Raw genomic sequence first — 24,335 nt, forward strand, 5'->3', positions numbered from 1 at the left:
TCCCCCATCGATCCGCCGATACCAGGGACAATTGCTGCCCCGCACCAACCGATCGAGGGACGTTCCATGACAGGATTTCTGCGCCAACTGCGTGTCAGCCACCGCATCTGGCTCATTCTCGGGCTGGCCGCGGTGGTGTTCACCGTCAACGCCGCCTGGACGCTGGGCTCCACGCGCGCCTCGCTCCAGCAGGAGCGGCTCAACCAGGCCTCGGCGGTGCTCGACAGCGCCGTGACGGTCATGGAGCATTTCCGCAGCCTCGCCCAGGAGGGCGCCATCGACGAGGATACGGCCCAGGAGCAGGCCCTCGCCGTACTCCGCAAGATGCGCTACTTCGGCGAGGAGTACCTGTGGGTGCACAACACCGACAACGTCATGGTCATGCATCCCATCAGCCCGCAGCTGGAAGGCAACAATCTCGCGGACCTGGAGGACGAGAGCGGCAAGCGGTTCTTCCAGGAGATCACCCGCGGCGTTCGCAATTCCGAGGACGGCACCCACCAGACGAGCTATCTGTGGCCCCGGCCGGGCGGCGAGGAGCCGCAGGAGAAGATTTCCCGGGCGGTACTGTTCGAGCCCTGGGGCTATATCATTGCCAGCGGCGTCTACATGGAGGACGTCAACGCGGCGGTCAACGGCGAGCTCATGGGAGCGTTCGTCACCAACGGCCTGGGGCTCGTCATCATGCTCGGCGTCGGCTGGGCGGTGATCGCGAGCATCACCGGGCCGCTGCGGCGCACCATCAGCAATATCGAGCGGGCCACCGAGGAGCCGGTGGACCTGGGCGCCCGGCTCGACGAGGCGGGCAAGGACGAGCTGACGGACCTGTCGCGCACCTTCAACCGCCTCTTCGGCATCCTTCAGGGTGTCGTGCAGAACGTGCGCGAGAGCAGCGACACGCTGATACGCTCCGCCGAGCAGCTGCGCGAGCTCACCGGCAGCGCCGACAGCGACGCCCGCCAGCAGCAGGAGGATACCGACGAGCTGGCCAGCTCCATGAACGAGATGGCCGCCACGGTCCAGGAGGTCGCGCGCAACGCCAGCTCCGCGGCCGAGGCCGCCGGCCAGGCGCAGTCGCAGACGCAGTCCGGCTCCGAGACGGTGACCCACACCCGCGAGGCGATCAACGCCCTCGCCGCCGAGCTCGAGGACACCCGCGAGGCGGTCAACCAGCTCGCCAGCGAGTCCAATAACGTCGAGACGGTGCTGCAGGTGATCAACGGCGTCGCCGAGCAGACCAACCTGCTGGCGCTCAACGCCGCCATCGAGGCCGCCCGCGCCGGCGAGCACGGTCGCGGCTTCTCCGTGGTCGCCGACGAGGTGCGCACGCTCGCCCAGCGCACCCAGCAGTCCACCCAGGAGATCCGCGAGATTCTGGAGCGGCTGCAGAGCGGCTCGCGCCAGGCGGCGGAGTCCATCGAGGCGCGCACCGAGAGCGCCCGCAAGACGGTGGAACGCTCCAGCGAGACGGAGACGGCACTGGGCACCATCGCCGAGGCCGTGGACGGCATCAGCGGCATGAACACCCAGATCGCCAGTGCCGCCGAGGAGCAATCGGCCACCGCCGACGAGATCAATCGCCGGGTCAGCGGCATCCGCGATGCCGCCACGCGCAGCAGCGAAGCCATGGGCCAGGCCCGCTCCGGCGCCGACGAGCTCAACGCCATGGCCGAGCGACTGCGCGAGGCCGTCAACCGGCTGCGGGCGTAAGCGCCCGCAGCGCCGCATTGATCGGCAATCGGCCCGGACCGGAGATCGGGCAATGGATGGTGAGGGCAATCTCTTCGATGCAATCCCTGTCGGCGCGCCGGAGGAGGTGATCGATACGCTCGCGAGCACGGCATCCGTGCGCGTCGAGCGGATCGTCTCCAACGGCCAGGCGACACCGGCCGGGCAATGGTACGACCAGCAGCAGGACGAATTCGTCCTGCTGGTCTCCGGCGCGGCCGCGGTGGCCTTCCAGGGTGAAGCCGGCGAGCACGCCCTCACGCCGGGCCAGTGGCTGTGGATTCCCGCCCGTCGCCGCCACCGCGTCACCTGGACCAGCGAGGTTCCGCCCGCCGTCTGGCTGGCGGTCTTTGCCGCTGCCGACACCTCGCCGTAGACCCCGGGAGACTCCCTGTTGCGGACCGGGTCGCGCTGTTGCCGCGTGAATGTTGCAATGCAACATCCAGCTTGCTATCTTTGCGGTACATCCACCCCGGCAGGAGCCTGAACCATGGCCGACCTCCCCTCGCACCCGCAGGCGCCTTTCACCGAGCTCGATCGGCTGTTCGCAACCCCGGCGCGCTCGTTCGCAGCCCTCGGGGGCAGCTACGCTGAAGCCGCCGTCCAGTGGCACATCAGCTCCATCAGTACCTACGTCGACCTGGCGGGCAAGGCGCATCGAGCGGCCCTGGCGGCCAGGACACCCACCGACCTCGAGACCACGGTGGAGCACTTCCGCGGCATCGCCGAGGATTTCGCCGGACAGGTCCAGAAGGACCAGCAGGCACTCGCGCACCTGAACAAGGTCTTCTCCGAGAGCCTCGAAAAGTTCGCCCGGGAGACCTGCGCGGACATCACGCACGCCGCCTGACCCGCGCCAGACACCGGCGACGGCTCCGAAGTAAGCACTCAACCAATGGCGCCCCGGGCAGGATTGTTGCGGCGCTTCCGGTGCCTTGCCCTTGCGGGTCCGCGTCGCTTCGCTCCGCGGCACGGGCCGCCTGGCGGCGGCCGGTCGAACCTGCGGATTCGTCAACAGGTCGCAGGTTCGAATGAACACGCCGCAACCCGCCCCGGCTCAACAGGTTACGGTGCAGACTTCGGGAATTGGTGCCCCGGGCAGGATTCGAACCTGCGACCTACCGCTTAGGAGGCGGTTGCTCTATCCTACTGAGCTACCGGGGCGGTGCGGCGCAGTATAGCGAAGCTGGGCGCGTGGCTGAACCGGCGTGTTACCGTTGCCGTCGCCGAATCCCGCTTGCGACGAGTGATCCCATGCGCAGCTGGTCCCGCCTTGTCATCGCCGTGCTGGTCCTGATCGCCGCCCTGGCAGCCACCGCGTTCCTGCTGCTGAACGTGCTCACCGAGTACGCGGTGGAACGCGGCGGCAGCCAAGCGACCGGCGTCCCCGTGGCGCTGGACGGCGCATCCGTGTCACTACTCCAGTCGCAGCTCGACCTCGACCACCTGGTGGTCAGCAATCCGGCCGGGTTCGACACACCCAACCTCCTCGACCTCGGGGCCGGATCCGTTGCCGTGGTGCCGGGCTCGTTCATGGACGACACGTTCCGCGTCCGTCATGTGCGCCTGGACGGGCTGAAGCTCCACCTGGAGCACCGCAACGGCGACAGCAATCTCGATGCGGTGCTCGAGCATATCCGCGCGTCACGCGGTGCCGATCAGGACGGCGGCAGCCGGGGCACGGACAGCGGCGAAGCGACTTCCGCCGGCAGTGGGCGAACCATCGCCATCGACGCCCTCCGCCTTACGGACGTGACCGTTACCCTGCAGGTCTCCGTCGCCGGCGAACCGGCAACGGTCGACATGACCATGGATTCCGTCCGCCTGGAGAATATCCGCTCCGATACTGCCGGCGAGGACCTCGCCGCCGAGCTGTCCGGGGTGATCCTGCAGGCCGTTCTCACGGCCGTCGCCGAACACGGCGGCGAGGCGCTGCCGGCGGGAATCGGGGCATTCCTCTCAGGCCTCGCCCCGTCACGCGATCTCACGTTCAACAGGGTCGGTGACACCACGGTCGAGGTCTCCGGAATCGGCGGTGAAGGTGTCGAGGCCGTCCGGGACGCGCTGGAGGGCGCCGGAGATGAGCTGGAAGGGGCGCTGGAGGACGCGGAACAGGAGCTCGAGGAGCTGTTCTGATCACCCGAAAAACAGAACGGCCCGCTCCAAGGGAGGAGCGGGCCGTTGATCCTGTTTCTGAATAGTGTCTTTCAACACACCGAAAAGAAAGAAAATCTGGTGGAGCTGAGGGGAATCGAACCCCTGACCTCGACAATGCGAATGTCGCGCTCTCCCAACTGAGCTACAGCCCCTTTCAGAGGCGCGTACTATACCATCCGCCCGTAGCGTGGCCAAGTCCGTCTGCCGCCTTCCTGCGTAATTCTACGGCTTCCTCCGCCGCGCGCCATTCCTTACCATTGCCCCATGCGCATCAGTATCGTCGTTCCCGCAGTCAACGAGGCGGCTTCCATCGCCTCCTGCCTGGAGCCGCTGCAACCGGCCCGGGAACAGGGGCACGAGGTGATCGTGGTCGACGGCGGCAGCACGGATGGCACGCCTTCGCTGGCCGCGCCCCTTGCCGATCGCGTACTGGAAGGCCGCCGGGGCCGCGCGCTGCAGATGAACACCGGCGCCCGGGCCGCAAGCGGGGACGTGCTGTGGTTCCTCCACGCCGACACGCGCGCCTCGGCGGCCGCTGTTGCGGCCGTGGTCGATGCCTGTCGCGGCGGCCGCCGTGCCTGGGGACGGTTAGACGTGTGCCTGGATGCCCCGGGGCCGGCATTCCGGATCATCGAGACGGCCATGAACCTGCGATCCCGGTGGACGGGGATCGCCACCGGCGACCAGGGCATCTTCGTCGCCCGTCGCCTGTTCGACAGCGTGGGCGGCTTCACCGAGCTCCCCCTCATGGAGGACATTGCCCTGTCCCGGGCGCTGCGCGACCGGACGCCGCCGATCTGTCTGCGCCAGCGGCTCCACGCCTCCGCCCGGCGCTGGCTGGACAACGGCGTCTGGCGGACGGTGTGGCTGATGTGGCAGCTGCGCCTGGCGTTCTTCCTGGGAGCCGATCCCGCCGACCTCCACCGCCGGTATTACGGGGCACGGCCCTGATGGCGAAGCCCCTCTACCCGGCGGGCCGGATCCTCCTCTTCGCCAAGGCCCCGGTACCCGGGCGGGTCAAGTCGCGCCTGCGCCCGGCCCTGGGCGCGTACGGCGCCTGCTGCGTGTACCGGGCGCTGTTCCGCTGTACTTTCGCCACCGCGCGCGCCAGCGGCGCCGCGCCCCTGGAGCTGTGGTGCAGCCCCGGGCGTGACCATCCGTGGCTGTGGGCCCAGGCACGCGAGGGGGCGGCGACGCTGCGCGTCCAGCCGCCGGGTGATCTCGGCCAGCGCATGCACGGCGCCCTCTCTAGAACCCTGCGGGAGGCGCCGTACGCGCTGATTGTCGGGGCGGACTGCGCCGGCCTTACGCCCGCGCACCTGCGCTGCGCCTTCGCGCACCTGGCGGCGGGCCAGGATGCCGTGTTCTGTCCGGCCGACGATGGCGGCTATCTCCTCGTGGGCATGCGCCGACCGGCGTGGGGCCTGTTCCGCAACGTCCCCTGGGGAACGAGCCGGGTGATGCAGGCGACACGCCAGCGGGCGCGGCGCCTGGGACTGCGCTGGACGGAGCTCGAGCCCGCCGCGGACGTCGATCGCCCCGCGGACCTGAAGGCCTTTCGCCGACGGAGCCAAGCACTCGCGTATCCCGCCCGGGGCCAGGTATCGTTCCGGCTCTGACCGGCGCACCGGGGCGGCCGGCTGCGGCCCGGCAGCCGCTATGCGTAACCCATTGCCGACGGAGGGGAACAGCGAGCATGAACATCAGCACCCCACAGATCGCCGCCTACCCGCACCGTACCGCGGGCCACTGCGGCTCCGGCGCCATGCGCGACCTGCTGGACTGGGCCGGGCTGGGCTTCGACGGGCCGCCGGGCGAAGCGCTGGTGTTCGGGCTCAGCGGGGGCCTGTCCTTCCAGTACATCCGCAGCCCCGGCCTGCAGCCGCCCATCTATTTCGTCGGCCGCAATGCGGACATGGAGCTGGACCTGTGCCGGCGCCTCGGCATCCGGGTGGAGGCGCGGCGCACCGACGATCCCGCCGAGGGCTGGCAGTGGCTGGCCGACTCCCTGGATGCCGGCCGACCCGTGCTGATCCACACGGACATCGCCGAGCTCCCCTACCTGCGGGTGCGCCTGTCCAACACCCGTCACTCGATCGTCGCCGTGGGCTACGATCGCGAGCGGGGGGTTGCCTGGCTGGTGGACAACGACCGCGAGCCCGTCCAGGAAGTGCCCCTGGACGCCCTGGCCCGCGCACGCCATTCCCGGGGCTTTCCCGACCCGAACCGCCACGCCACGTTCCCCATGACCTTTCCCCACCGGCTTCCGGACCTCCTGCCGGCTGCCCGCGACGCGGCAGCCCAGGTCGTACGACAGATGCGCGAGGGCACGGGGCCCCTGTTCGATCCGGACGTCCTTCCGGCGGGCGCGGTCAGCGCCGGCGGCCTGGACGGCGTGCGCGCCTTCGCGGACGATCTTGCACGCTGGCCGGAGCACCTCGACGCCGACACCCGGGCGGAGGCGATCCGCGCCCTTCCCGTGTTCGTGGAGAAGGCGGGAACCGGCGGGGGTCTCTTCCGCCGGCTTCAGTCGGGATTCTGCGAAGAGGTGGCGCAAAAGACCGGTGCCCCTGGGTTCGTCGAGGCGGCGCGGGCCTACGGCGAGTGCGCCGACGCCTGGAGCCGGCTGGCGGCGAGCGCGGCCGGCGAATCCCCCGACTTCGATGCCGTGCGGCGCGCGGCCGGGGCCCTGCCGGGTGCCGAGGAGCACGCGCTTGCCGCCCTGGAGCAGGTGCTCGCCCCCTGAAACCGCGGGCACCCGGCTCGCGCGCAGCGATGGTCAGCCGCTGTTGCCGTCCGGGCGCGACAGCAGGAAGATGGACACGGCGATCAGCGCGATCGCCTGCAGGGTCAGCGCCGCGGGGGGAAGATCCATCCACAGCGCGATCAGCATGGTGCCGATGAGCGAGGCGATCCCGATCCACTTGGCCTTTCGGGGAATGGCGCGCTCGGCCTGCCAGGAACGAATCGCCGGCCCGAAGCGCGGATGATTCAGCAGCCACTGCCGCCACCGTTCGGAGCCGCGTGCGAAGGCCCATGCCGCCAGCAGCAGGAACGGCGTGGTCGGCAGCAGCGGGACCACGGTGCCCAGGGCCCCGATCCCGACAGCAGCGAGGCCGATCAACCGCCACAGCCAGCGTCCGAGCACCCGGACCTCCATTGCGAACCGCTCAGTTTTCCAATGGTACCCGGGGTGGACGTCCCGCCATAGAGGCCGAGCCCGGGCGCCGGCGCGCCCGTGTCCGGCAACCCGGGTTCACCGAATTACAGGACTCTATACGGTGCGCGAGTAACGCACCTCCCGGGCCTGCTCGTGCAGGTAGCGATCGAAGACCATGGCGATATTGCGCAGCAGCAGCCGCCCCTCAGGCCGGATCACGATCCCGTCCGCCTCGATCCGCAACAGCCCGTCCTCCTGCAGGGGCACCAGGGCCTCGAGCTCGGCCTCGAAGTAGTCCCGGAAGCACACGCCGTAGCGCCGCTCGATTTCGCGGAACGCCACCCGGGGCCGGCACATGATGCGCTCGATCACGCCGCGGCGCACCCGGTCGTCGAAGTCCAGGGTGCACCCACGCACCACGGGCAACCGTCCGGCGTCCAGAGCGGCGTAGTAGCCGCGCAGGTCGCTGCTGTTCTGGCTGTAGTGGGGCCCGATCATGCCGATGCCGCTCATGCCCACGGCCAGCAGGTCGCATTCCGCGTGGGTGGAGTAGCCCTGGAAATTGCGCTGCAGGGTTCCCTGCTCCATGGCCTGCGCCAGATCGCTGTCCGGGAGCGCGAAATGGTCCAGCCCGACGGCCACGTAGCCGGCGCCGGTGAGCCGGTTCACCGTGTGCTCGATCATGGCGAGCTTTTCCTCCGGCGACGGCAGCGCGGCGGTGTCGATCATGCGCTGCGCCTTCACCCGCTCCGGCAGATGGGCGTAGTTGTACACCGACAGCCGCTCCGGGCGGATCCCCAGCACCTGGTCGAGGGTGGCGTCAAAGGTCTCGCGGGACTGGTGCGGCAGGCCGTAGATGAGGTCCAGGCTCACCGAGGCCATGCCTGCCGCCCGGCCCTGCTCGACCGCCCGGTGGACCCATTCCGCCGGCTGCACCCGGTTCACGGCCTGCTGCACCCGGGTGTCGAAATCCTGCACGCCGACACTCATGCGATTGAAGCCGAGCTCGCCGAGCAGCGGCAGCGTATTCGGGCCGACGGCCCGCGGATCGATCTCGATGGAGAACTCCCGCTCCGCCGGCGAAGCCGGGGTGAGATACCGGGCGATGGACTGCATCAGCCGCCAGAGCTGGCGGTCATCGAGGAAGGTGGGCGTGCCGCCTCCAAGATGCAGCTGCCGCAGGGACCGGTCGCCGTCGAACAGCGCCGCCTGCAGGGCCAGCTCCCGCTCCAGGTAGTGCAGGTAGATCTCGGCCTTCTCGGGGTGCCGCGTGATGATCTTGTTGCAGGCGCAGTAGTAGCAGAGGCTGTGGCAGAAGGGAATGTGCACGTACAGCGACAGGGGCCGCGGCACCGGGTCGCCGTTGCTCTCCCGCGCCACCGCCGCGTAGGCGGCCGCATCGAAGCCGGCATGGAAATGGGGCGCGGGGGGATACGACGTGTACCGCGGCCCGGGCACGTCGTACTTCTCGTACAGCGGCCGATCGAAGCGGGCGTTGACCATGGCTGCCTGTCCGGATCCCTTGCCTGAACGCGTCCACGGTAGCGCAACCGCCAGGACGGGCGTTGACCCAGGTCAAGCGGCGGCACGGGCCCCTTTGCCGACGCCCTCGAAGGCCCTGACACTGAAGCGGGCATCCGGCTCCTGGCGCTTCATGGCAGTCACCAGGTGCGCGGCGATCTGCTCCACGGTGCTCTCGGCGTCCAGGAGCTCACAGGAGGCCGCCGGCAGCTCCAGGGTGAACACCCCCTCCCGCGCGGTGTAGCCGAAGCGGTAATAGGTGACGCCGCCGCGCTGGTGCGTTTGCTGCAGGTCGGCGCGGCTGCCCAGGTAGACATTGCGCCACCGTTGCGCCCAGTATCCTTCCCAGTCGGGCGCCCGGTGGCCGTTACGATAGACTTCGATCCGGGACCGGTGGCCGTGGGCGATACGCTGGCACGCCCCGTCATGGGTGCGCAGCCCGTGGCTGTAGGCGTACCACGCGCCGTCGATGGACTCGCGATGCAGCCGCAGCCCCAGGTCGGTGACATTGTCCGGCAGCAGCGGCCGCAACTGGCTGTGCAGCAGCTCGCGGACGGCACCGGTATCCACCCGCTCCCCCGGCACGGCCACGACGGTATGGGCAGGCCCGCTCATGCGGATCTCCCCGCCTTCGCTGGCGAAGCGTACGCTCACCCGGCCGTCCTCCTCCTGCACCTCCGTGGTCGCCGCCGGCACCAGCAGGCGATGGTCCACGCTGGCATCGACGGCGTCCTTGAGACGGCGCTTGACGTCGCCGAAGTCGAACACCATGCCCTGCTCGTCCAGGCTGCCGGTGAGCTCCACGTCCACGATCCAGCTCTCCCCGACCAGGCCGTGGACGGGATCCAGGCGGGAGGAGTCGATTACCGTCAGCTGCTCGAGAAAAAGACAGGCCATGGTTGCGCCCAACGCCGTATGCCGGGCCCGGAGTCTACCGCAGTGACCGGGTTGCTGTCGCCGTGCCCGGCTCAATCGCCGTTGTCGGCCCCATCCCCGGCGGGCGTGAACTGCCGGGCGTCCTGGCGCTCGGCGATGGCCGCCTCCGCGTCGGGGTTCAGCACCACGATGCTGATGCGGCGGTTGATCGGATTCTGCGGGTTGTCCTTGTCGAACAGGACGGTATCCGCGAGCCCCGTTACCTGGGCGATCCGGTCGACATTGATGCCCCCGCGCATGAGAGCGCGGCGGGCGCTGTTGGCGCGATCCGCCGAGAGCTCCCAGTTGTCGTAGGTCTCCGGGTCGGTGAAGGCGACGGAGTCCGTATGACCGGTAATGCTGATCTTGTTCGGCACCTCGTTGATGACGTCCGCCAGCTCCATGAGGATGGACTCCGCGTAGTTGCGCAGATCATCGCTGCCCAGATCGAACATGGGCCGGTTGCGCCGGTCCACCAGCTGGATGCGCAGGCCTTCCGGCGTGATATCCAGCAGCAGCTGGTCCTTGAACGGCTCCAGCGCCTGGCTGCGCTCGATGGCCTCCTCCAGGTCCTGCTGCAGGGATTCCATCCGCGCCCGCTGCCGCCGTTCCGCCTCCTCCATGATCTGCTCTTCGGTGGGCTCGGCCGGGGAGTCCCCCATGTCCAGCGGCGTCTGGCTGCCGCCTTCCAGGTCGATGATGTTGTTGCCGGGCGTGTTGTCCTCCTGGCTGAAGTTGGTGGGATCCCGGAAGTACCCGGCGACGCCGGCGCGCTGCTCCTCGTCCATGGCCGTAACGATCCACAGGATCAGGAACATGGCGAACAGCGCGGTCATGAAGTCGGCAAAGGCTACCTTCCACGAGCCGCCGTGGTGACCGCCCGCCACCTTCTTGACGCGCTTGATGACAATCGGCTGGGTCTTGTCATCCATGGCGGCGCTCCAACCCCGGGGTCATTTGCCCTTCACGTGGTCCTCGAGCTCCTGGAAGCTCGGGCGCTCGTTCTCGTACATGACCTTGCGGCCGAACTCCACCGCCAGCACGGGCTTGTAGCCGTTGAGAATGGCCATGATGGTGACCTTGATGATCTCCAGGAACTTGGCGCGCTCGCGGGCGCGATGCTCCATGGCCGTGGCCATGGGCCCGATGAACGCATACCCGGCGAGAATGCCGAGGAATGTCCCCACGAGGGCGGCGGCCACCAGCTCGCCGATGTGCGCCACGGGACCGTCGATCACGCCCATGGCCACCGTGATGCCGAGCAGGGCCGCGATGATGCCGAACCCCGGCATGGCATCGGCGACATTGTTCAGCGCCGTCGCCGGCATCTCCTCCTCCTGGTGCAGGGTCTCCAGCTCCAGGTCCATGAGGTTCTCCAGCTCGTGGGGGTTCATGCTGCCGCCGACCATCAGCCGCAGGTAGTCGGTGAGAAAGGTCATGGCCTCGTGCTGCGCCATGACCTTGGGGTACTTCTGGAACAGCTCGCTGTTGTCGGGGTCGTCCACGTCGGACTCAATGGCCAGCAGACCCTCGCGCTGGGCCTTGTAGAAGAGCTCGTAGAGCATCGCCAGCAATTCCATATAGATGGCCTTGCTGTAGACGGTGCCCTTGAACAGGCTCGGAACGGTCTTGCCTACCTGCTTGATCACCTTGCCCGGATTCGAGATCAGGAAGCCGCCGAAGGCGGCGCCGCCGATGATGATGATCTCGTATGGCTGCCAGAGGATCGCCAGATGCCCGCCGTGCAGCGTGTAGCCCGTCAGCACGGAGAACACGACGATGACCGCACCCAAAATGATCAGCATGCTCCGCTCCCGCGCGTCTGGCGTGCCGGTGTGCACGTGGGCCGACGTGCGCACCGGCAGCGTTCCCGATGTCAGGGGAGGTGATCGGCCGCTGCGGCCGAAACTCAACCCTTGAATTTCTGTTCGGGGCCCATGCTAGCGCCGGTGCGAGCGCGTAACGGCCAACCAGTTCGCAAACTCAAGGGCGTACGTGGTTCACAATTCCGGAAAAGAAGGCGAATGGACCGCACAGGGGATCTCCATGGCACAACGGCTGGAAGACTGGCTGGATCACCTCGCACCGTCGCACCTGCCGATCCTCCACTCCTCGGCGGTCGCCCTGGAGCGGCTGGCCGGCCCGGACGGCGACGACCTCGGCGTGCGTGACCTGCACCCCTTCCTGGAACGCGACCCGGCGCTGGCGCTGAACGTCATGCGGGCGGCGAACAGCCACCATCACCGCCACCTGGAGGCCCGGATCACCACGGCGGACCAGGCGCTCCTCATGCTCGGGATGGCACGCACCCTGGAGCTCGGGCTGGACTACCCGACGGTGGACGAGCACCTGGCGCCGGCGGCGCAGGGCCCCTACCTGCAGACCCTGGCGAGCGCCTGCTTTGTCGCCCGCCAGGCCGCGCACTGGGCCGAGCTGCGCAAGGATGTCCTGCCGGCGGAGATCAGTGCCGCCGCCATGGCGCGCCACTCGGCGTCCCTGGCGCTTCGGGCCAGCCCGCAGGGCCAGGAGCTGATGCAGTCCGTGGACGAGCTCGCGGAACGCACGGGACTTCCGGCCGCGGAGGCGGAGTACATCGTTGCCGGCTTCTTTACCGATGAACTCGCGACAGCCCTCAATGCGGCCTGGCACCTCCCCACGCTGGCGCTGGAGTACCTGCTGCCCGAGAATCTCGCCTCGCGGCGGACGCTCGGCATCCGGCTCGCCATGGAACTACGCTGCATCGGCCGTGGGGGCTGGTTCACGCCCCGCATGAAGGGCCTGATCCAGGCACTGGCGAACTATCTCGGAAGCGACACGGAAACCGCGGCGGAGACGATACCGGCGATCGCCGAGCGCGTTCTCGCGGAGTACGCCCTGGATCCGCCGCCTTCGTGGTTCCCGCTGGGGCGCTCCGAGGCGCCGCCGGTCGCTCCCGCCGTTCCCCGGGGCGCCTGTCTCGCGCCCCGGTTGCCGGTATTCCGGCGACTGATGGACGAGCTCCAGCAGCACGAGCTGGAGCGCATCCGCCGCGAGCTGGAGCTGCGGCACGACCGCCTGGACGCCAGCGCCCCGGTTCTCACCCTGGCCGCGCGGGCACTTCACCACGGTCTGGGCATGGACCGGACCGTCATCCTGCTGATGAACCAGGACGGTGATATGCTCGCGCCCTACCTGGCACTGGGAGCCGATACCGACCCGTCCCTGCTGACCACGCGTCTGCGGGTGGATGCCCCCTGGCTGCGATCGGTGCTGCCACCCGGCTCGCCGGCGCGGCTCCTGCAGGCCGGCGAGCCGGACCCGGTGCGCCAGCACCTGCGGGAGGCCGGCGGCCCGCTGTTCGACGCCCAGGAGTATCTCGTGCGCACGGTCCACGGCCGGCACGACGCCCTCGCCCTGCTGTTCGCGGACCGCCACGCCCCCGAGTGCCGGCTGGATGCCCGGGCGCGGCGCGGCTTCGACGAGGCGGCCGGCGTGCTGGAGCAGGCCTGGGCAGCACTCTGACACGGCAGCCGGGACAATCAACAGGACTGTCTCCCGTTGGAGACGGTTTTCGTGCAATACTCCTCCTGCATGCACAACAACAACGTCGATCAGGGAGGAGAGACATGAAATATCTTACCGCTGCCGTCCTCGGACTCGGTCTCGTCACCGTCCTGCCCGCCCACGCCCAGGTCTCGGACGGCGAGGTGCGCATCGGCCTCGTGTCCGACATGAGCGGCGCCTACCGCGAAGTCGGCGAAGGCGCGGAGATCGCCGCGGACATGGCCATCCGCGATTTCGGCGAGACGGTCCGGGGCAACGAGATCGTCCTGCATGTCCGCGACCACCAGCTGGACGCGGAACGCGCCATGGCGCATGCCCGCGAGCTCCACGAAGAGCACAACGTGGACGTGTTCCTGGACATGGTCGGAACCAACACCGCCGTGCCCATGCAGCACTACGCCCGGGAGAACGGCATCATCGCCCTGCATACCGGCTCCGTGAGCTCCCGTCTCACCGGCGAGCACTGCTCGCCCCTGGGCGTGCACTGGATGTTCGATACCTACGGCCTGTCCGCCGGCACCACCGCGGCCCTGCTCGAGGAAGGCCACGACACCTGGTATTTCGTCACCGCGGATTACGCCTTCGGGGAGAGCCTCCAGGCGGACTCCACCGCAGTCATCGAAAGCCGGGGAGGAACCGTCCTCGGCTCGGCCCGGCACCCGTTCCAGGCGGAGGATTTCAGCGGCGTCCTGCTGGAGGCGGCCGCCTCGGGGGCGGACGTGATCGCGCTGGCCAACGCCGGCGAGGATACCGCCCGCGCCATCCGTACCGCCTACGAGCTGGGCATCCCCGACCAGGACCAGATCCTCGCCGGGCTCATGACCACGGAAGTCCTGCCCCAGGAGCTGGGCCTCTACGTCGCCGGCGGCCTGCGCCTGACAACCGGCTGGTACTGGAACCTGAACGACGAAACACGCGCCTGGGCGGAGCGCTTCCGCGAGCGCTCCGGCTTTTTCGGCAGCCAGTTCAGCGCCGCCGTGTACTCCGCCGTCACGCATTATCTGGAAGCCATCGAGGCGGCGGGAACCGACGAGGCCGAGGCCGTCATGGAGCAGATGCGGTCCATGCCCGTGGATGACGTCTACGGTGACGGCGCCCGGATCCGCGCCGACGGGCGCCTGATGATCGACATGCACCTGGCGCGGGTGAAGGCGCCGCAGGACTCCAGCGCCCCCGGGGACTACTACGAGATCCTGGGGACGATCTCGCCGGAGGAGAGCTTCCGGCCCCTGGAGGACAATCCCTGCGGTTACCTGGACCGCTAGTGTCCTGCTCAGAGAACGCGGGTCGCCGCTTCCGCCCCCTGCTCCTGCAGGACCATGCGGCCGGCCCGCCGCGCGAGCACCGTCACCGAGCAATAGTCCGGCCGGAAGACCAGGACTCGCTCATCGCCGGTCACGGCGGCGACCACCGCGTTGACCAGCACGGCGTGGGTGACCACCACGGTATCTTCACGGCAGCACGCGAGTGCGTCCACCGCACATCGCCGCCAGTCCTGCACGAACGCGGGGGTATCGCTCCAGCGGCCCGCGAAGAGCTCCCGCAGCCAGGCCCCCCGCTCGTCCAGGGCGAGCCCCGGGGACGGCAGCTCGGCGACCTCGGGCACGGTCTGCACGGGTACGCCCCAGCGCTCGGCCAGGGGAGCCGCTGTCTCCCGCGCCCGCAGCAACGGGCTGGTCCATAGCGCCGCCGGCCGGCCGAGGCGCTCATCGATGTGCGCCGCCATCGCCGCCGCCTGGGCACGCCCCGCGGCATCCAGCGGCGGATCCGGTGCCTCGTTCCAGGCCGCGGCGGCCCGTCCATGCCGTACCAGATAGATTCGCGCCATCGAAACCGGGGACCTCGTCACACCCGCTGCGGACGAAATAGCGTACGACTCTGCACGGGCCCTGTCAGCTGATGCTGGCCACCGCACGCGCCCCGTTCGACGACCCGGCCGCCGGAAGCCGCCATGACCAACGCCCCACGAGCCTCGTCCAATCGGTACCGCATTCATCCGCTATTCGCGACATTCGTCGATGCGGACTCCGAGCGGGCATTCCAGGTTCAGGTCGCCCCGGCGACGCGACGCCACCTGTGCGTGGCGCTGGCTGTCTGGGCCGGACTGCTGCTGGTATTCGCCGTTCCCGACTACATTACTCTGGGCAGCTCTGCCGCCTTCTACGGCCTCCTCGCCATGCGCGTGGGAACGGCAGCGCTGGTTGGCGGTTATGCCGTGGCAACAATCCTGCGCCCGACTCTGACACACAACTTTGCCGCGATCTCCGTACTGGAGATCGTGGGCATGACGGGCTTTTTCCTGATCTACTTCCTCCGCCCCGAGGCCACAGCCTACAGCGTCGGTACAACGCTGATCGTCATTGTCGGCATCTACCTACTGGTGCCGAACCTGCTGTCGTGGAGCACTCTCGTAACCGGCTATACCATCGTCGGCACACTGATCAGTGTCGCCGCCGTGGCGCCGGCAGGCGCGGCCCAGCTCGTCGCCCTGTGCATTATTCTTCTGCTGCCCGCGGTGACCGGCTTTGTCATCGCCTACCGCCTCCAGGCCCTGCGCCGCACCCAGTTTGCGCTCATAACCGAGGCGGAACACACGAACGCCACCCTTCGCCAGGAGATTGCCCGCCGCCAGGCACTGGAAAAGCAACTGGAGCACCGGGCCAGCACGGACCCGCTCACCGGCCTGAGCAACCGCCGCGGCTACGAAGAGCTCTTCGACCGGGAGCTTGCGCGAGCCCGGCGCCAGGACACCCCGCTCTCCCTGGCGGTGGTCGACCTGGATCACTTCAAGGCGGTCAATGACACCTACGGACACACCGTCGGCGACCAGATGCTACAGAACCTTGCCCAGGAATGGACGATCCTGCTGCGGGGCCTGGACATCGCCGGACGCCTCGGCGGCGAGGAGTTCATCATCATCCTGCCGGATACCGGACTGGCAGAGGCCATCGGGGTCATGGAACGGCTGCGCGCCGACACCGAAAGCTACATTCCCATCCCCGAGTTGCCCGATGTCCACATCACGGTCACGATCGGCGTAACGGAGCTGCGCCCCGATGACACAGGCATACGGGACCTGATCGAACGGGCGGACGCAGCGCTCTACCGAGGCAAGGCAAGCGGCCGCAACCGCGTGGTCACCGTCGATCCCTACCCGGAAACGACGCAACCCGAAGCTTCCTCGCGTTAGGCTTTGCGCGGATTGGACAGACAGGGAAAGCTTGTCTACCGTCCTGTATCCCGAGACCTGACCTGGAGAACCGCCGTGGACGCAGCCACCCTCGCCCAGCAACCCTTCATGAGCGTCCCCGAGCTCATCCGCATTCACGGCGGCGAGCGCCCGGAGGCGACCGCGTTGTGCCAGGACGACACCGTGGTGACCTACGGCGAGCTGGATCACGCCATGGACCGGGTCGCGGCGGCGCTGCAGCGCGACGGCCTGGCACCCGGAGATGTCATCAGCATCTGCGCCGCGACCTCCACCGCCTATGCCGCGGTCTTCCTGGGCGCGCTGCGGGCGGGCGTCGTCCCGGCGCCCCTGGCCCCGTCCGCTACGCCGGCGAGCCTCGCGGACATGATGACCGATGCCGGCGCACGGCACCTGTTCGTGGACGCCGACAATGCCGCGGCGCTGGCGCCGGTCTCGGAACGCCTGCCCGCGCACCTGGTTACCCTGGACGGCAGTGACGCCGGCCTTCCCCTGGCGGACTGGCTCACGCCGGCGGGCACCCGCCCCGAGCCGGTCACCATCGACCCGGACGGGCCGTTCAACATCATCTACTCCTCCGGGACCACGGGCACGCCCAAGGGCATCGTCCAGCCCCATCGCCTGCGCTGGGGGCACGTCCGGCGCGGGCTGTCCGAGGAGTACGGCATCGGGCCGGACAGCGTCGCCCTTGTGGCCACGCCGCTGTACTCGAACACGACCCTGGTCACGTTCTTCCAGACCATCGCCCTGGGCGGGACCCTGGTGCTGATGGCGAAATTCGATACCCGGCGCTACCTGGAGCTCGCCGCCCATCACCGGGCCACCCATACCATTCTCGTGCCCGTGCAGTACCAGCGGCTCATGGACGACCCGGCGTTCGACCAATACGACCTGTCGTCGTTCCAGTGCAAGCTGTGCACGAGCGCTCCGTTCCGGGCCGAGCTCAAGGCGGAGGTCCTGCGCCGCTGGCCCGGCCGCCTGATCGACAACTACGGCATGACCGAGGGCGGCGGCGTCTGCAGCCTGCTGGCCCATCGCCACCCGGACAAGCTGCACACGGTGGGCCGGCCGGCGGAAGGCCACGACATCCGGCTCATCGACGACGACGGCAACGAGGTCGGCCCCGGCGAAGCCGGCGAAGTGGTGGGCCATTCCGCGGGGATGATGCTGGGCTACCACAACCAGCCGGACAAGACCGCCGAGACGGAGTGGTACGCGCCGGACGGGCGGCGGTTCATCCGCACCGGGGATATCGGTCGCTTCGATGACGACGGCTTTCTCGTGATCATCGACCGCAAGAAGGACATGATCATCTCCGGCGGGTTCAACATCTACCCGGCGGACATCGAGGCAGTGCTGCGCGAGCACGACGCCGTCAGCGACTGCTCCGTGGTCGGCGTCCCCTCGACGCGCTGGGGCGAGACGCCGGTCGCCTTCGTGGTGCCCGTGCCGGGCGCGGACATCGATGCGGAAGCGCTGCGGACATGGACCAACGAGCAGCTGGGCAAGACCCAGCGGCTGGCGGATGTCCGCTTCCACGACGAGCTGCCGCGCTCGGCCATCGGCAAGGTGCTCAAGCGTGATCTCCGCGAGGCGTATACACCATCCGGCACGCCCTGAACGCTTCCCGCGACCGCCGTAAACTACGACCTCCGCCCCGGCGCGCGGGGACGCGGGTTGTCGCCCCCATTTCGTAGAAACACGTATGGCCGCGTTCCGCGAGCCGCCCCTAGAGTTCGGTTCTGGCACAGGCTCGCGCACCACAAGGAAATGACGTGACCAACCTGAACCTACCACTACTGATCGCTGTTCTCGTCGCCCTGGCCGCGGCCAGCTTCGCCCTCTCCCCCCGGGTCCGCACGGCGGACGGCTTCTTCCGCGGCTGGTCCGACACCGGGATCGCACCGGGCGTGCTGACCCTCACCCTGTCGCAGGTCACCACCTGGATCTTTGCCCGATCCCTGCTGAACGCGGGCATCCTGGGCTACTTCTACGGCATCGCCGGCGTGCTCGCGTACACGGCGTACTACGGCTCGTTCCTCACCGGCTGGATGGTGGTCGACCGGCTGCGTTATCACCACGGCGTCGACAGCGTCCAGGCGTTTCTCCGGCAGCACTTCGGCCGGACGGGGACATGGTGCTACAACCTCCTCATCGGGCTCCGCCTGCTCAGCGAAGTCTTCGCGAACCTCCTGGTGGTCGGTATCGTCTTCGCCGGCACGGGGGCGAGCGCCGGGACGGCGGCGATTGTCGCCGTCGCCCTGGCCACGCTGCTGTATTCGGCGTCCGGCGGCCTGCGGGCCTCCCTGCGGACGGACACCCTGCAGCTGGGCCTGCTGGCGGCCGCCCTCGGCGCCCTGCTGGTGCTCGCGGTTGTCCATCCGCAGTTCGAGGTCGCCGCCATCGCGACATCCAGCCCCGTGCTCAACGATCCGGGCTGGATCCTCCTGGTCGTGGCCCTGCTGCAGGTCCTCAGCTATCCGCTGCATGACCCGGTCATGATCGACCGCGGCTTCATCGCCGACCGCATCACGACCCGGCGCAGCTTTCTCCACGCCTTCTGGCTGGCATCGCTGTGCATCTTCGCGTTCGGCCTTCTGGGCGTTTTCGCCGGCTACGCCGCCCCGGAAACCGGGGCCTTTCTGCCCGCCATCGAGCGCCTCCTGGGGGCACCCGCGACGCTGCTGCTGGCCATCACCCTGGTGGTGTCAGCGGCCTCGACCATGGATTCCGTGTATTCCAGCTCGGCCAAGCTCGCCGTCGTCGACATGGGGCTCGGCGAGCGCACCGCGCGCAGCGGGAGAATCGCGATGCTGGTCACCGGCCTGGGCGGGCTCGCCCTGGTATTCGCCGGCACGGACGACCTGTTCGCGGCCGTCGCGGTCAGCGGTACCGCCTCGCTGTTCCTGGCCCCCGTCATCGTCTTCAGTATCCTCGGGGGCCGCCCGGTCGCCACCTGGAGCCTTGCTGCCACATTCGTCCTGGCGGTCGCCGGCGCCGTCATCTACTTCCTGGAGGATTCCGGGCACATCGGGTGGATCGGCGCCGCCAGCGGGCTGGAGCACAGCTACAGCAAGCTCCTGCTGGTGACCGTCGCCATCCTCGCCGGCGGGTTCGCGCTGTTCGCGCTCGGCTCACGCGGCGCGGCCACAACCGGCGACGGGGGAGCGCCGTCATGACGGGCCCCGGCCGCATCTGCCCCCTGGACTACCGGACCTCACCGGCAGCGTTGAACCGGCCGGCGGACGTGGTCGCCGATACGCTCTACGTTATCGGCGGCCTGTACGGCAACACGGCCGCTCTCGCCGCGGTGCAGGCCCTTGCCGCCGGGGAGGTGGCCGCGGGCCTGCCCGCGCCGCGGCTGGTCTTCAACGGCGACTTCAACTGGTTCAACGCCGACAGCGCCTCGTTCCGCGCCATCAACACCGAGGTGCTGCGCCACACTGCGCTGCAGGGGAATGTCGAGGCCGAGCTCGCCGACCCCGGCACCGGCACCGGTTGCGGCTGCGCCTATCCGGAATGGGTCGACGGCGCCACCGTGGCCCGCTCCAACGCCATCATGGAGCGGCTGCAGGCGACCGGCCGCGAGCACCCGGACATCGTCGACGGGCTCGGCCGGCTGCCGCGGCAGCTGACCGCGGCGGTCACGGGCACGCGCATCGCCGTCATCCACGGCGACCCCGAGTCCCTGGCCGGCTGGGGCCTGGCGGCGGAGAACATGCCTCCGCCCGGTCACACCCCGGCGCAAATGCAAGCGTGGTTCCGGGAAGCCGGCGTGGATGTCTTCGCCTGCACGCACACCTGCCTGCCCTATGCACAGACCTTCCACGTGGACGGCGCTCCACGCCTGGTCGTCAACAACGGCGCCACGGGCATGCCCAATTTCCGCGACGACATCCGTGGAGTGCTCACCCGCATCAGCCGTCGACCGGCGCCCGCGGGCGCCCTCTACGGCACCCGTGTGGGCGAGGCGTACTGCCAGGCCGTCGCCATCGAATGCGTACCTCCGAACTGGCGCTCCTGGTTCCGGGAGGTCTGGCCCGCAGGCTCCGCGGCGGAGCTGTCGTACGGGGCGCGGCTGGACGCGGGACCGGCCTACCACCTGGACGATGCCCGGCGTCTCGGTCCTGCCCGGGACGAGGCCGGCGAGCCCCGCCGCTGATACACTCGCGGGCTCATGGTGTCCTGTAACCCAACTTCGTTATCCAACGAACCTGGGTTACAGGACACTAGCCGACAGAGGAATTGCGCGTGGTGACGTCCGCTTCGACCCGGGAGCTGTGGATACAGGCGATGCCGGTGCTGTTCGTGCTGCTGTGGAGCACGGGGTTCATCGGCGCCCGTTTCGGCCTGCCGTACGCGGAACCGTTCACCTTCCTGAGCGTACGGTTCCTGCTCACGCTGGCGGTGCTGTACGCCATCATCCGGGCCATGCGCGAGCGCTGGCCGCAGGGGCTGGCGCTGTGGCTGCACATCGGCTTCGCCGGCATTCTGGTGCACGGCGCCTACCTGGGCGGCGTCTTCTCGGCCATCGGCATGGGCATGCCCGCCGGCGTGACGGCGCTGATCGTCGGGCTCCAGCCGCTGGTCACTGCCGGTATCGCCCGTTCGTGGCTGGGCGAGGTCATCACGCGCAACCAGTGGCTCGGCATCGTCCTCGGCCTGGCCGGGATCACCCTGGTCCTGGGCGAGCAGCTGGATCTGCAGGACCCGGCCCGGGTGTTCACCGGCTTCGGCCTGCCGGCACTGGGCGCCGCCGTGACGGCCCTGCTCGGGCTGTCCCTGGGCACGCTCTACCAGAAGCGGTTCTGCACCGGCATGCCGCTGACCACCGGGACATTCATCCAGTTCGTCGGGGCGACCCTGGTCCTCGGGCTGGCGTCACTGCTGTTCGAGACCCGGGTCATCGAGTGGACGGTTCCCTTCATCCTCACCCTGGCATGGCTCATCTTCGGCCTGTCCGTGGCCGCCATTCTCCTGCTCATGGCGCTGATCCGCCGGGGCGAGGCGTCACGGGTGGCCAGCCTGTTCTACCTGGTGCCGCCGGTGACGGCAGTGGAAGCGTGGATCCTGTTCGGCGAGCGCCTCGGGCTCATGGCACTGGCCGGCATCGGCGTCGCAGTGGTGGGCGTCGCCCTGGCGAGCCGCTCCTGAGTCGGGCCCGTCCGTGACGCACCGCACGACAACGGATGGTTGACGCTTACGTAAACGGCATCTATGTTTCGAGCATGCAGATTTACGTGAGCGTAAACCTGCCCGGGCCCTCCCAGGGCCCCGAACGGAGGAGAGGCCGCGGCGACAGCGGCTCGATCAATAACACAGAACGCAGAGGACCAACCCCGTGGACGCAACGGAGCAGAGCACGGCTGCGGCCACCACCCTCGCCTGCGAGCAGGTCACGCGCCGTTTCGGAGGGCTGGAAGCGCTCAAGTCGGTGGACGTGAGCATCCGCCAGGGCGAGATCTACGGGCTGGTGGGCCCCAACGGCTCGGGCAAGACCACGCTGGTCAACGCCGTTACCGGGTTCTATCCGCCGCAGGAAGGCCGGATCGTATTCGAGAACCGCACCATCAATCATCTGCGCCCCTACCAGGTGGCCGCCAACGGCATCGCGCGGACCTTCCAGAATGTCGCCCTGTTCAAGGGCATGAGCGTGCTGGACAACATCCTCCTCGGCCGGCACACGTTCATGCGCCCCAGCGCCCTGGCCTCGCTGTTCTACTGGTGGTGGGCGCAGAAGGAGGAGGTCCGGCACCGCACCCAAGTGGAAGAGATCATCGACCTGCTCCAGCTCGAGAGCGTACGCGACGAGTCCGTGGACGTGCTGCCCCTGGGCATGCAGAAGCGCGTCGAGCTGGCCCGGGCGCTGGCCGCGGAGCCGCGCTTCCTCATCCTCGACGAGCCCATGGCCGGCATGAACCAGGAAGAGAAGGAGTACATGGTGCGGTTCATCCTGGACGCCCAGGAGGCACTGAACCTCACCATCCTGCTCATCGAGCACCACATGGACGTGGTCACCGCCATCTGCGACCGGGTGGCCGTTCTCAACAACGGCGAGAAGATCGCCGAGGGCACGGCTCGCGAGGCCATCAAGGACCCAGCCGTGGTCGCCGCGTATATCGGGAAGAGCAACGATGCAGCCTGAACAGTCAACCACCGCACAGGACACGCCGGAGGCCCTGCATCCGCACTGGCAGCGGGATGACCACCTGATCAGCCTCCTGGCGACGAACGCGCGGGACTATCCCGACCGTGTCGCCATGCGGGAGCGGGACCAGGGGATCTGGCAGGAATACACCTGGCAGGACTACCTCGACACCATCCTGGCCTTCGCGGCCGGCCTGGAGGAGCTGGGCGCCGGCCCGGAGGACAACATCCTGGTCATCGGCGACAACCGGCCCACGCTGTATTTCGGCATGGTCGGGGCGGTGGCGCTGCGAGCGGTGCCGTCGCCGGCCTACCCGGACACGACCCCCGATGAGGTGGGCGACCAGATGCGGCGGGAAGGCATCCGCTTCGCCCTGGCCGAGGACCAGGAGCAGGTGGACAAGCTGCTGCAGATCCGCGAGACCTACCCGGAGCTGGAGTGGATCATCTACGACGACCCGCGCGGCCTGGCCGGCAAGGAGCCGTCCGGCGTGCGCTCGTTCCGCGAGATCCGCGAGCGCGGCGGCGAGCGCCTGGAGGCGACCCCCGGGCTGCGCCGGGATCTCCTGCAGCGGGCCTCGGTGCACGACGTCGCCGTGCTCCTGCACTCCTCGGGCACCACCGGTGCACCCAAGGGTATTCCCCTCAAGCACGGCCACGTCCTCGCCGGCGTGCGCAACGCGGCGGCCGCGGGCTACTTCCACACCGGCGAAGTGCATATGGCCTACCTGCCCATGGCCTGGGTGGGCGACTTCATCTTCTCCATCGGTGCCGGCATCGCGCTGCAGTTCTCGGTGAACATCCCCGAGCGCCAGGAGACGGCCCTGCACGACCTGCGGGAGATCGCGCCGACGGTGTACTTCAGCTCGCCCCGGGCCTGGTCGAACATGCTCACCCGCATCCAGGTCGGCATCGACGAGTCCACGGGGCTGAAGCGCCGGCTGTACAACCACTTCATGCCGTTCGCGGTGGAGCTGGAGCGCCGGCGCCTCAACGGCCGGCAGCCGGGGGCCGGCGAGCGCTTCTGGCGCGCCCTGGGCGAGATCCTGGTCTACGGCCCCATCAAGGACCAGCTCGGCCTGGGCCGGGTAGAGCGGCCCTACACCGCCGGCGAGGCCATCGGCGAGGAGGTCTTCCTGTTCTTCCGCGCCCTGGGCCTGAACCTGCGCCAGTTCTACGGCCAGACGGAGAACTGCGCCCTGTGTGCGGCCCAGGACCCGGACAGCCTGAAGCTGCACACGGTGGGCAAGCCGTTCCCGGGGATCGAGGTGGACATCAACGCCGAGGGCGAGATCCTCGTGCGCGGCGACAACGTCTTCGACGGCTACTACAAGCGCCCCGACGCGACGGCGGAATCCCTGCGCGACGGCTGGCTGCATACCGGCGACGCCGGCTACCTCGAGGACGACGGCCAGATCGTGGTCCTCGGGCGCGTCTCCGAGGTGGTCTACACCGCCGGCGGGGAGCGTTTCATCCCCACCTACGTGGAAAACCACCTGAAGTTCAGCCAGTACATCAAGGATGTCTGCATCGTCGGCGAGGCCCGGCCGCACCTGGCGGCCATTGTCTGCATCGACCTGGACGCCGTCGGTCACTGGGCGGAGGAGCACGGCGTGCCCTACACCTCGTACGCGGACCTGTCCCAGAAGCCCGAGGTCTACGAGCTCATCCAGGGCGTGGTGCGCCACGTCAACACCAAGCTGCCGGACGCCCTGCAGATCCGCTGCTTCGTCAACCTGCACAAGGAGTTCGACCCGGACGACGGCGAGGTCACCCGTACCCGCAAGCTGCGGCGCAATGTCATCGACAAGCACTACGCGCCCATCATCGAGGCGCTCTACGACGGCAGCACGGACATCGAGTACGAGGCGCAGATCACCTACGAGACGGGCGATACCGGCGTGCTGCGGCGCCATCTGGCGATACGTCACCTGCCCCGCGCCGAGGAGAACTAAG

At 68.8% G+C, this 24,335-nt stretch carries 22 protein-coding genes and 2 tRNA genes; 16 read left to right on the top strand and 8 right to left on the bottom strand.

Translation table 11 applies throughout. The annotated features are described in order from the left end of the window. Positions 1–66 precede the first annotated feature (66 nt). The 3 genes from QWY84_RS13860 (at position 67) to QWY84_RS13870 (ending at position 2,578) form a co-directional block, all read left to right on the top strand. Positions 67–1,710 carry a methyl-accepting chemotaxis protein gene (locus QWY84_RS13860; protein ID WP_290203320.1) on the top strand — a complete coding sequence of 548 codons (1,644 nt, stop codon included), beginning with the start codon at positions 67–69 and terminating at the stop codon, positions 1,708–1,710. Between the two features lie 52 nt (positions 1,711–1,762). Next, positions 1,763–2,104: a cupin domain-containing protein gene (locus QWY84_RS13865; protein ID WP_290203321.1), complete on the top strand. Its 342-nt coding sequence runs from the start codon at positions 1,763–1,765 to the stop codon at positions 2,102–2,104. Between the two features lie 114 nt (positions 2,105–2,218). Further along, positions 2,219–2,578, top strand: coding sequence for a hypothetical protein (locus QWY84_RS13870; RefSeq protein ID WP_290203322.1), 360 nt, complete (start codon positions 2,219–2,221; stop codon positions 2,576–2,578). Between the two features lie 237 nt (positions 2,579–2,815). Here the strand turns inward: QWY84_RS13870 and QWY84_RS13875 are convergent. Further along, positions 2,816–2,892, bottom strand: a tRNA-Arg gene (locus QWY84_RS13875). A 90-nt stretch (positions 2,893–2,982) separates the two neighbouring features. Here QWY84_RS13875 and QWY84_RS13880 point away from each other — a divergent pair. After that, positions 2,983–3,864 (top strand): AsmA family protein, encoded by an 882-nt coding sequence (locus tag QWY84_RS13880; protein ID WP_290203323.1) that lies wholly within the window; start codon positions 2,983–2,985, stop codon positions 3,862–3,864. Between the two features lie 97 nt (positions 3,865–3,961). On the opposite strand, the gene QWY84_RS13885 is transcribed toward QWY84_RS13880, so the two are convergent. Continuing rightward, positions 3,962–4,037, bottom strand: a tRNA-Ala gene (locus tag QWY84_RS13885). Positions 4,038–4,149: 112 nt separating this feature from the next. On the opposite strand from QWY84_RS13885, the gene QWY84_RS13890 reads away from it, so the two are divergent. The 3 genes from QWY84_RS13890 to QWY84_RS13900 all read left to right on the top strand — a co-directional run bounded on the left by QWY84_RS13890 (position 4,150) and on the right by QWY84_RS13900 (position 6,631). Continuing rightward, positions 4,150–4,836: a TIGR04283 family arsenosugar biosynthesis glycosyltransferase gene (locus tag QWY84_RS13890; RefSeq protein WP_290203324.1), complete on the top strand. Its 687-nt coding sequence runs from the start codon at positions 4,150–4,152 to the stop codon at positions 4,834–4,836. Next, positions 4,836–5,504, top strand: a complete 669-nt coding sequence (locus tag QWY84_RS13895) for a TIGR04282 family arsenosugar biosynthesis glycosyltransferase (protein WP_290203325.1) — start codon at positions 4,836–4,838, stop codon at positions 5,502–5,504. Before QWY84_RS13890 ends, QWY84_RS13895 begins: the two co-directional genes overlap by 1 nt. A 77-nt stretch (positions 5,505–5,581) precedes the next feature. Beyond that, positions 5,582–6,631, top strand: a complete 1,050-nt coding sequence (locus tag QWY84_RS13900; RefSeq protein WP_290203327.1) for a BtrH N-terminal domain-containing protein — start codon at positions 5,582–5,584, stop codon at positions 6,629–6,631. 33 nt (positions 6,632–6,664) lie between these two features. Here the strand turns inward: QWY84_RS13900 and QWY84_RS13905 are convergent, their stop codons facing one another. The 5 genes from QWY84_RS13905 to motA form a co-directional block, all read right to left on the bottom strand. Next, positions 6,665–7,045 (bottom strand): YbaN family protein, encoded by a 381-nt coding sequence (locus QWY84_RS13905; protein ID WP_290203328.1) that lies wholly within the window; start codon positions 7,043–7,045, stop codon positions 6,665–6,667. A 114-nt stretch (positions 7,046–7,159) separates the two neighbouring features. After that, on the bottom strand, positions 7,160–8,548 hold the full coding sequence (hemN, locus tag QWY84_RS13910; protein ID WP_290203330.1) for an oxygen-independent coproporphyrinogen III oxidase: 1,389 nt from the start codon (positions 8,546–8,548) through the stop codon (positions 7,160–7,162). A 72-nt stretch (positions 8,549–8,620) separates the two neighbouring features. After that, on the bottom strand, positions 8,621–9,463 hold the full coding sequence (locus tag QWY84_RS13915; protein WP_290203331.1) for a 6-carboxytetrahydropterin synthase: 843 nt from the start codon (positions 9,461–9,463) through the stop codon (positions 8,621–8,623). A gap of 71 nt (positions 9,464–9,534) precedes the next feature. Next, the gene (gene motB / locus QWY84_RS13920) at positions 9,535–10,413 is read right to left on the bottom strand and encodes a flagellar motor protein MotB (protein WP_290203333.1); all 879 of its coding nucleotides are present in this window, start codon (positions 10,411–10,413) and stop codon (positions 9,535–9,537) included. 21 nt (positions 10,414–10,434) lie between these two features. Next, positions 10,435–11,286, bottom strand: coding sequence for a flagellar motor stator protein MotA (gene motA / locus QWY84_RS13925; protein ID WP_290203334.1), 852 nt, complete (start codon positions 11,284–11,286; stop codon positions 10,435–10,437). Positions 11,287–11,527: 241 nt separating this feature from the next. Here motA and QWY84_RS13930 point away from each other — a divergent pair, with 241 nt between their 5' ends. Both QWY84_RS13930 and QWY84_RS13935 read left to right on the top strand, forming a co-directional pair. After that, positions 11,528–12,982, top strand: coding sequence for an HDOD domain-containing protein (locus QWY84_RS13930; RefSeq protein ID WP_290203336.1), 1,455 nt, complete (start codon positions 11,528–11,530; stop codon positions 12,980–12,982). A gap of 104 nt (positions 12,983–13,086) precedes the next feature. Beyond that, positions 13,087–14,289 carry an ABC transporter substrate-binding protein gene (locus QWY84_RS13935; RefSeq protein WP_290203337.1) on the top strand — a complete coding sequence of 401 codons (1,203 nt, stop codon included), beginning with the start codon at positions 13,087–13,089 and terminating at the stop codon, positions 14,287–14,289. 8 nt (positions 14,290–14,297) lie between these two features. Here QWY84_RS13935 and QWY84_RS13940 read toward each other — a convergent pair whose 3' ends face one another. Then, positions 14,298–14,852 (bottom strand): histidine phosphatase family protein, encoded by a 555-nt coding sequence (locus QWY84_RS13940; protein WP_290203338.1) that lies wholly within the window; start codon positions 14,850–14,852, stop codon positions 14,298–14,300. A 123-nt stretch (positions 14,853–14,975) separates the two neighbouring features. Between QWY84_RS13940 and QWY84_RS13945 the strand changes: the two genes are divergently transcribed. The 7 genes from QWY84_RS13945 (at position 14,976) to QWY84_RS13975 (ending at position 24,334) form a co-directional block, all read left to right on the top strand. Continuing rightward, positions 14,976–16,214 (top strand): GGDEF domain-containing protein, encoded by a 1,239-nt coding sequence (locus tag QWY84_RS13945; RefSeq protein ID WP_290203339.1) that lies wholly within the window; start codon positions 14,976–14,978, stop codon positions 16,212–16,214. Positions 16,215–16,289: 75 nt separating this feature from the next. Beyond that, complete coding sequence (locus QWY84_RS13950) at positions 16,290–17,852, top strand: class I adenylate-forming enzyme family protein (RefSeq protein WP_290203340.1); 1,563 nt, start codon at positions 16,290–16,292, stop codon at positions 17,850–17,852. Positions 17,853–18,007: 155 nt separating this feature from the next. Then, complete coding sequence (locus QWY84_RS13955; protein WP_290203341.1) at positions 18,008–19,411, top strand: SLC5/6 family protein; 1,404 nt, start codon at positions 18,008–18,010, stop codon at positions 19,409–19,411. After that, on the top strand, positions 19,408–20,394 hold the full coding sequence (locus tag QWY84_RS13960; RefSeq protein WP_290203343.1) for a metallophosphoesterase family protein: 987 nt from the start codon (positions 19,408–19,410) through the stop codon (positions 20,392–20,394). The genes QWY84_RS13955 and QWY84_RS13960 overlap by 4 nt, the downstream gene beginning before the upstream one ends. Positions 20,395–20,483: 89 nt before the next feature. After that, the gene (locus QWY84_RS13965; protein ID WP_290203344.1) at positions 20,484–21,386 is read left to right on the top strand and encodes a DMT family transporter; all 903 of its coding nucleotides are present in this window, start codon (positions 20,484–20,486) and stop codon (positions 21,384–21,386) included. A gap of 187 nt (positions 21,387–21,573) precedes the next feature. Then, a complete protein-coding gene (locus tag QWY84_RS13970; protein ID WP_290203346.1) occupies positions 21,574–22,377 on the top strand; it encodes an ABC transporter ATP-binding protein in 804 nt (267 codons plus the stop codon). Continuing rightward, positions 22,367–24,334, top strand: a complete 1,968-nt coding sequence (locus QWY84_RS13975) for an AMP-dependent synthetase/ligase (protein ID WP_290203348.1) — start codon at positions 22,367–22,369, stop codon at positions 24,332–24,334. Before QWY84_RS13970 ends, QWY84_RS13975 begins: the two co-directional genes overlap by 11 nt. The last annotated feature ends 1 nt before the right edge of the window (position 24,335 follow it).

Origin of the sequence: Aquisalimonas lutea (assembly GCF_030409225.1) — a bacterium.
Lineage (GTDB): Bacteria > Pseudomonadota > Gammaproteobacteria > Nitrococcales > Aquisalimonadaceae > Aquisalimonas > Aquisalimonas lutea.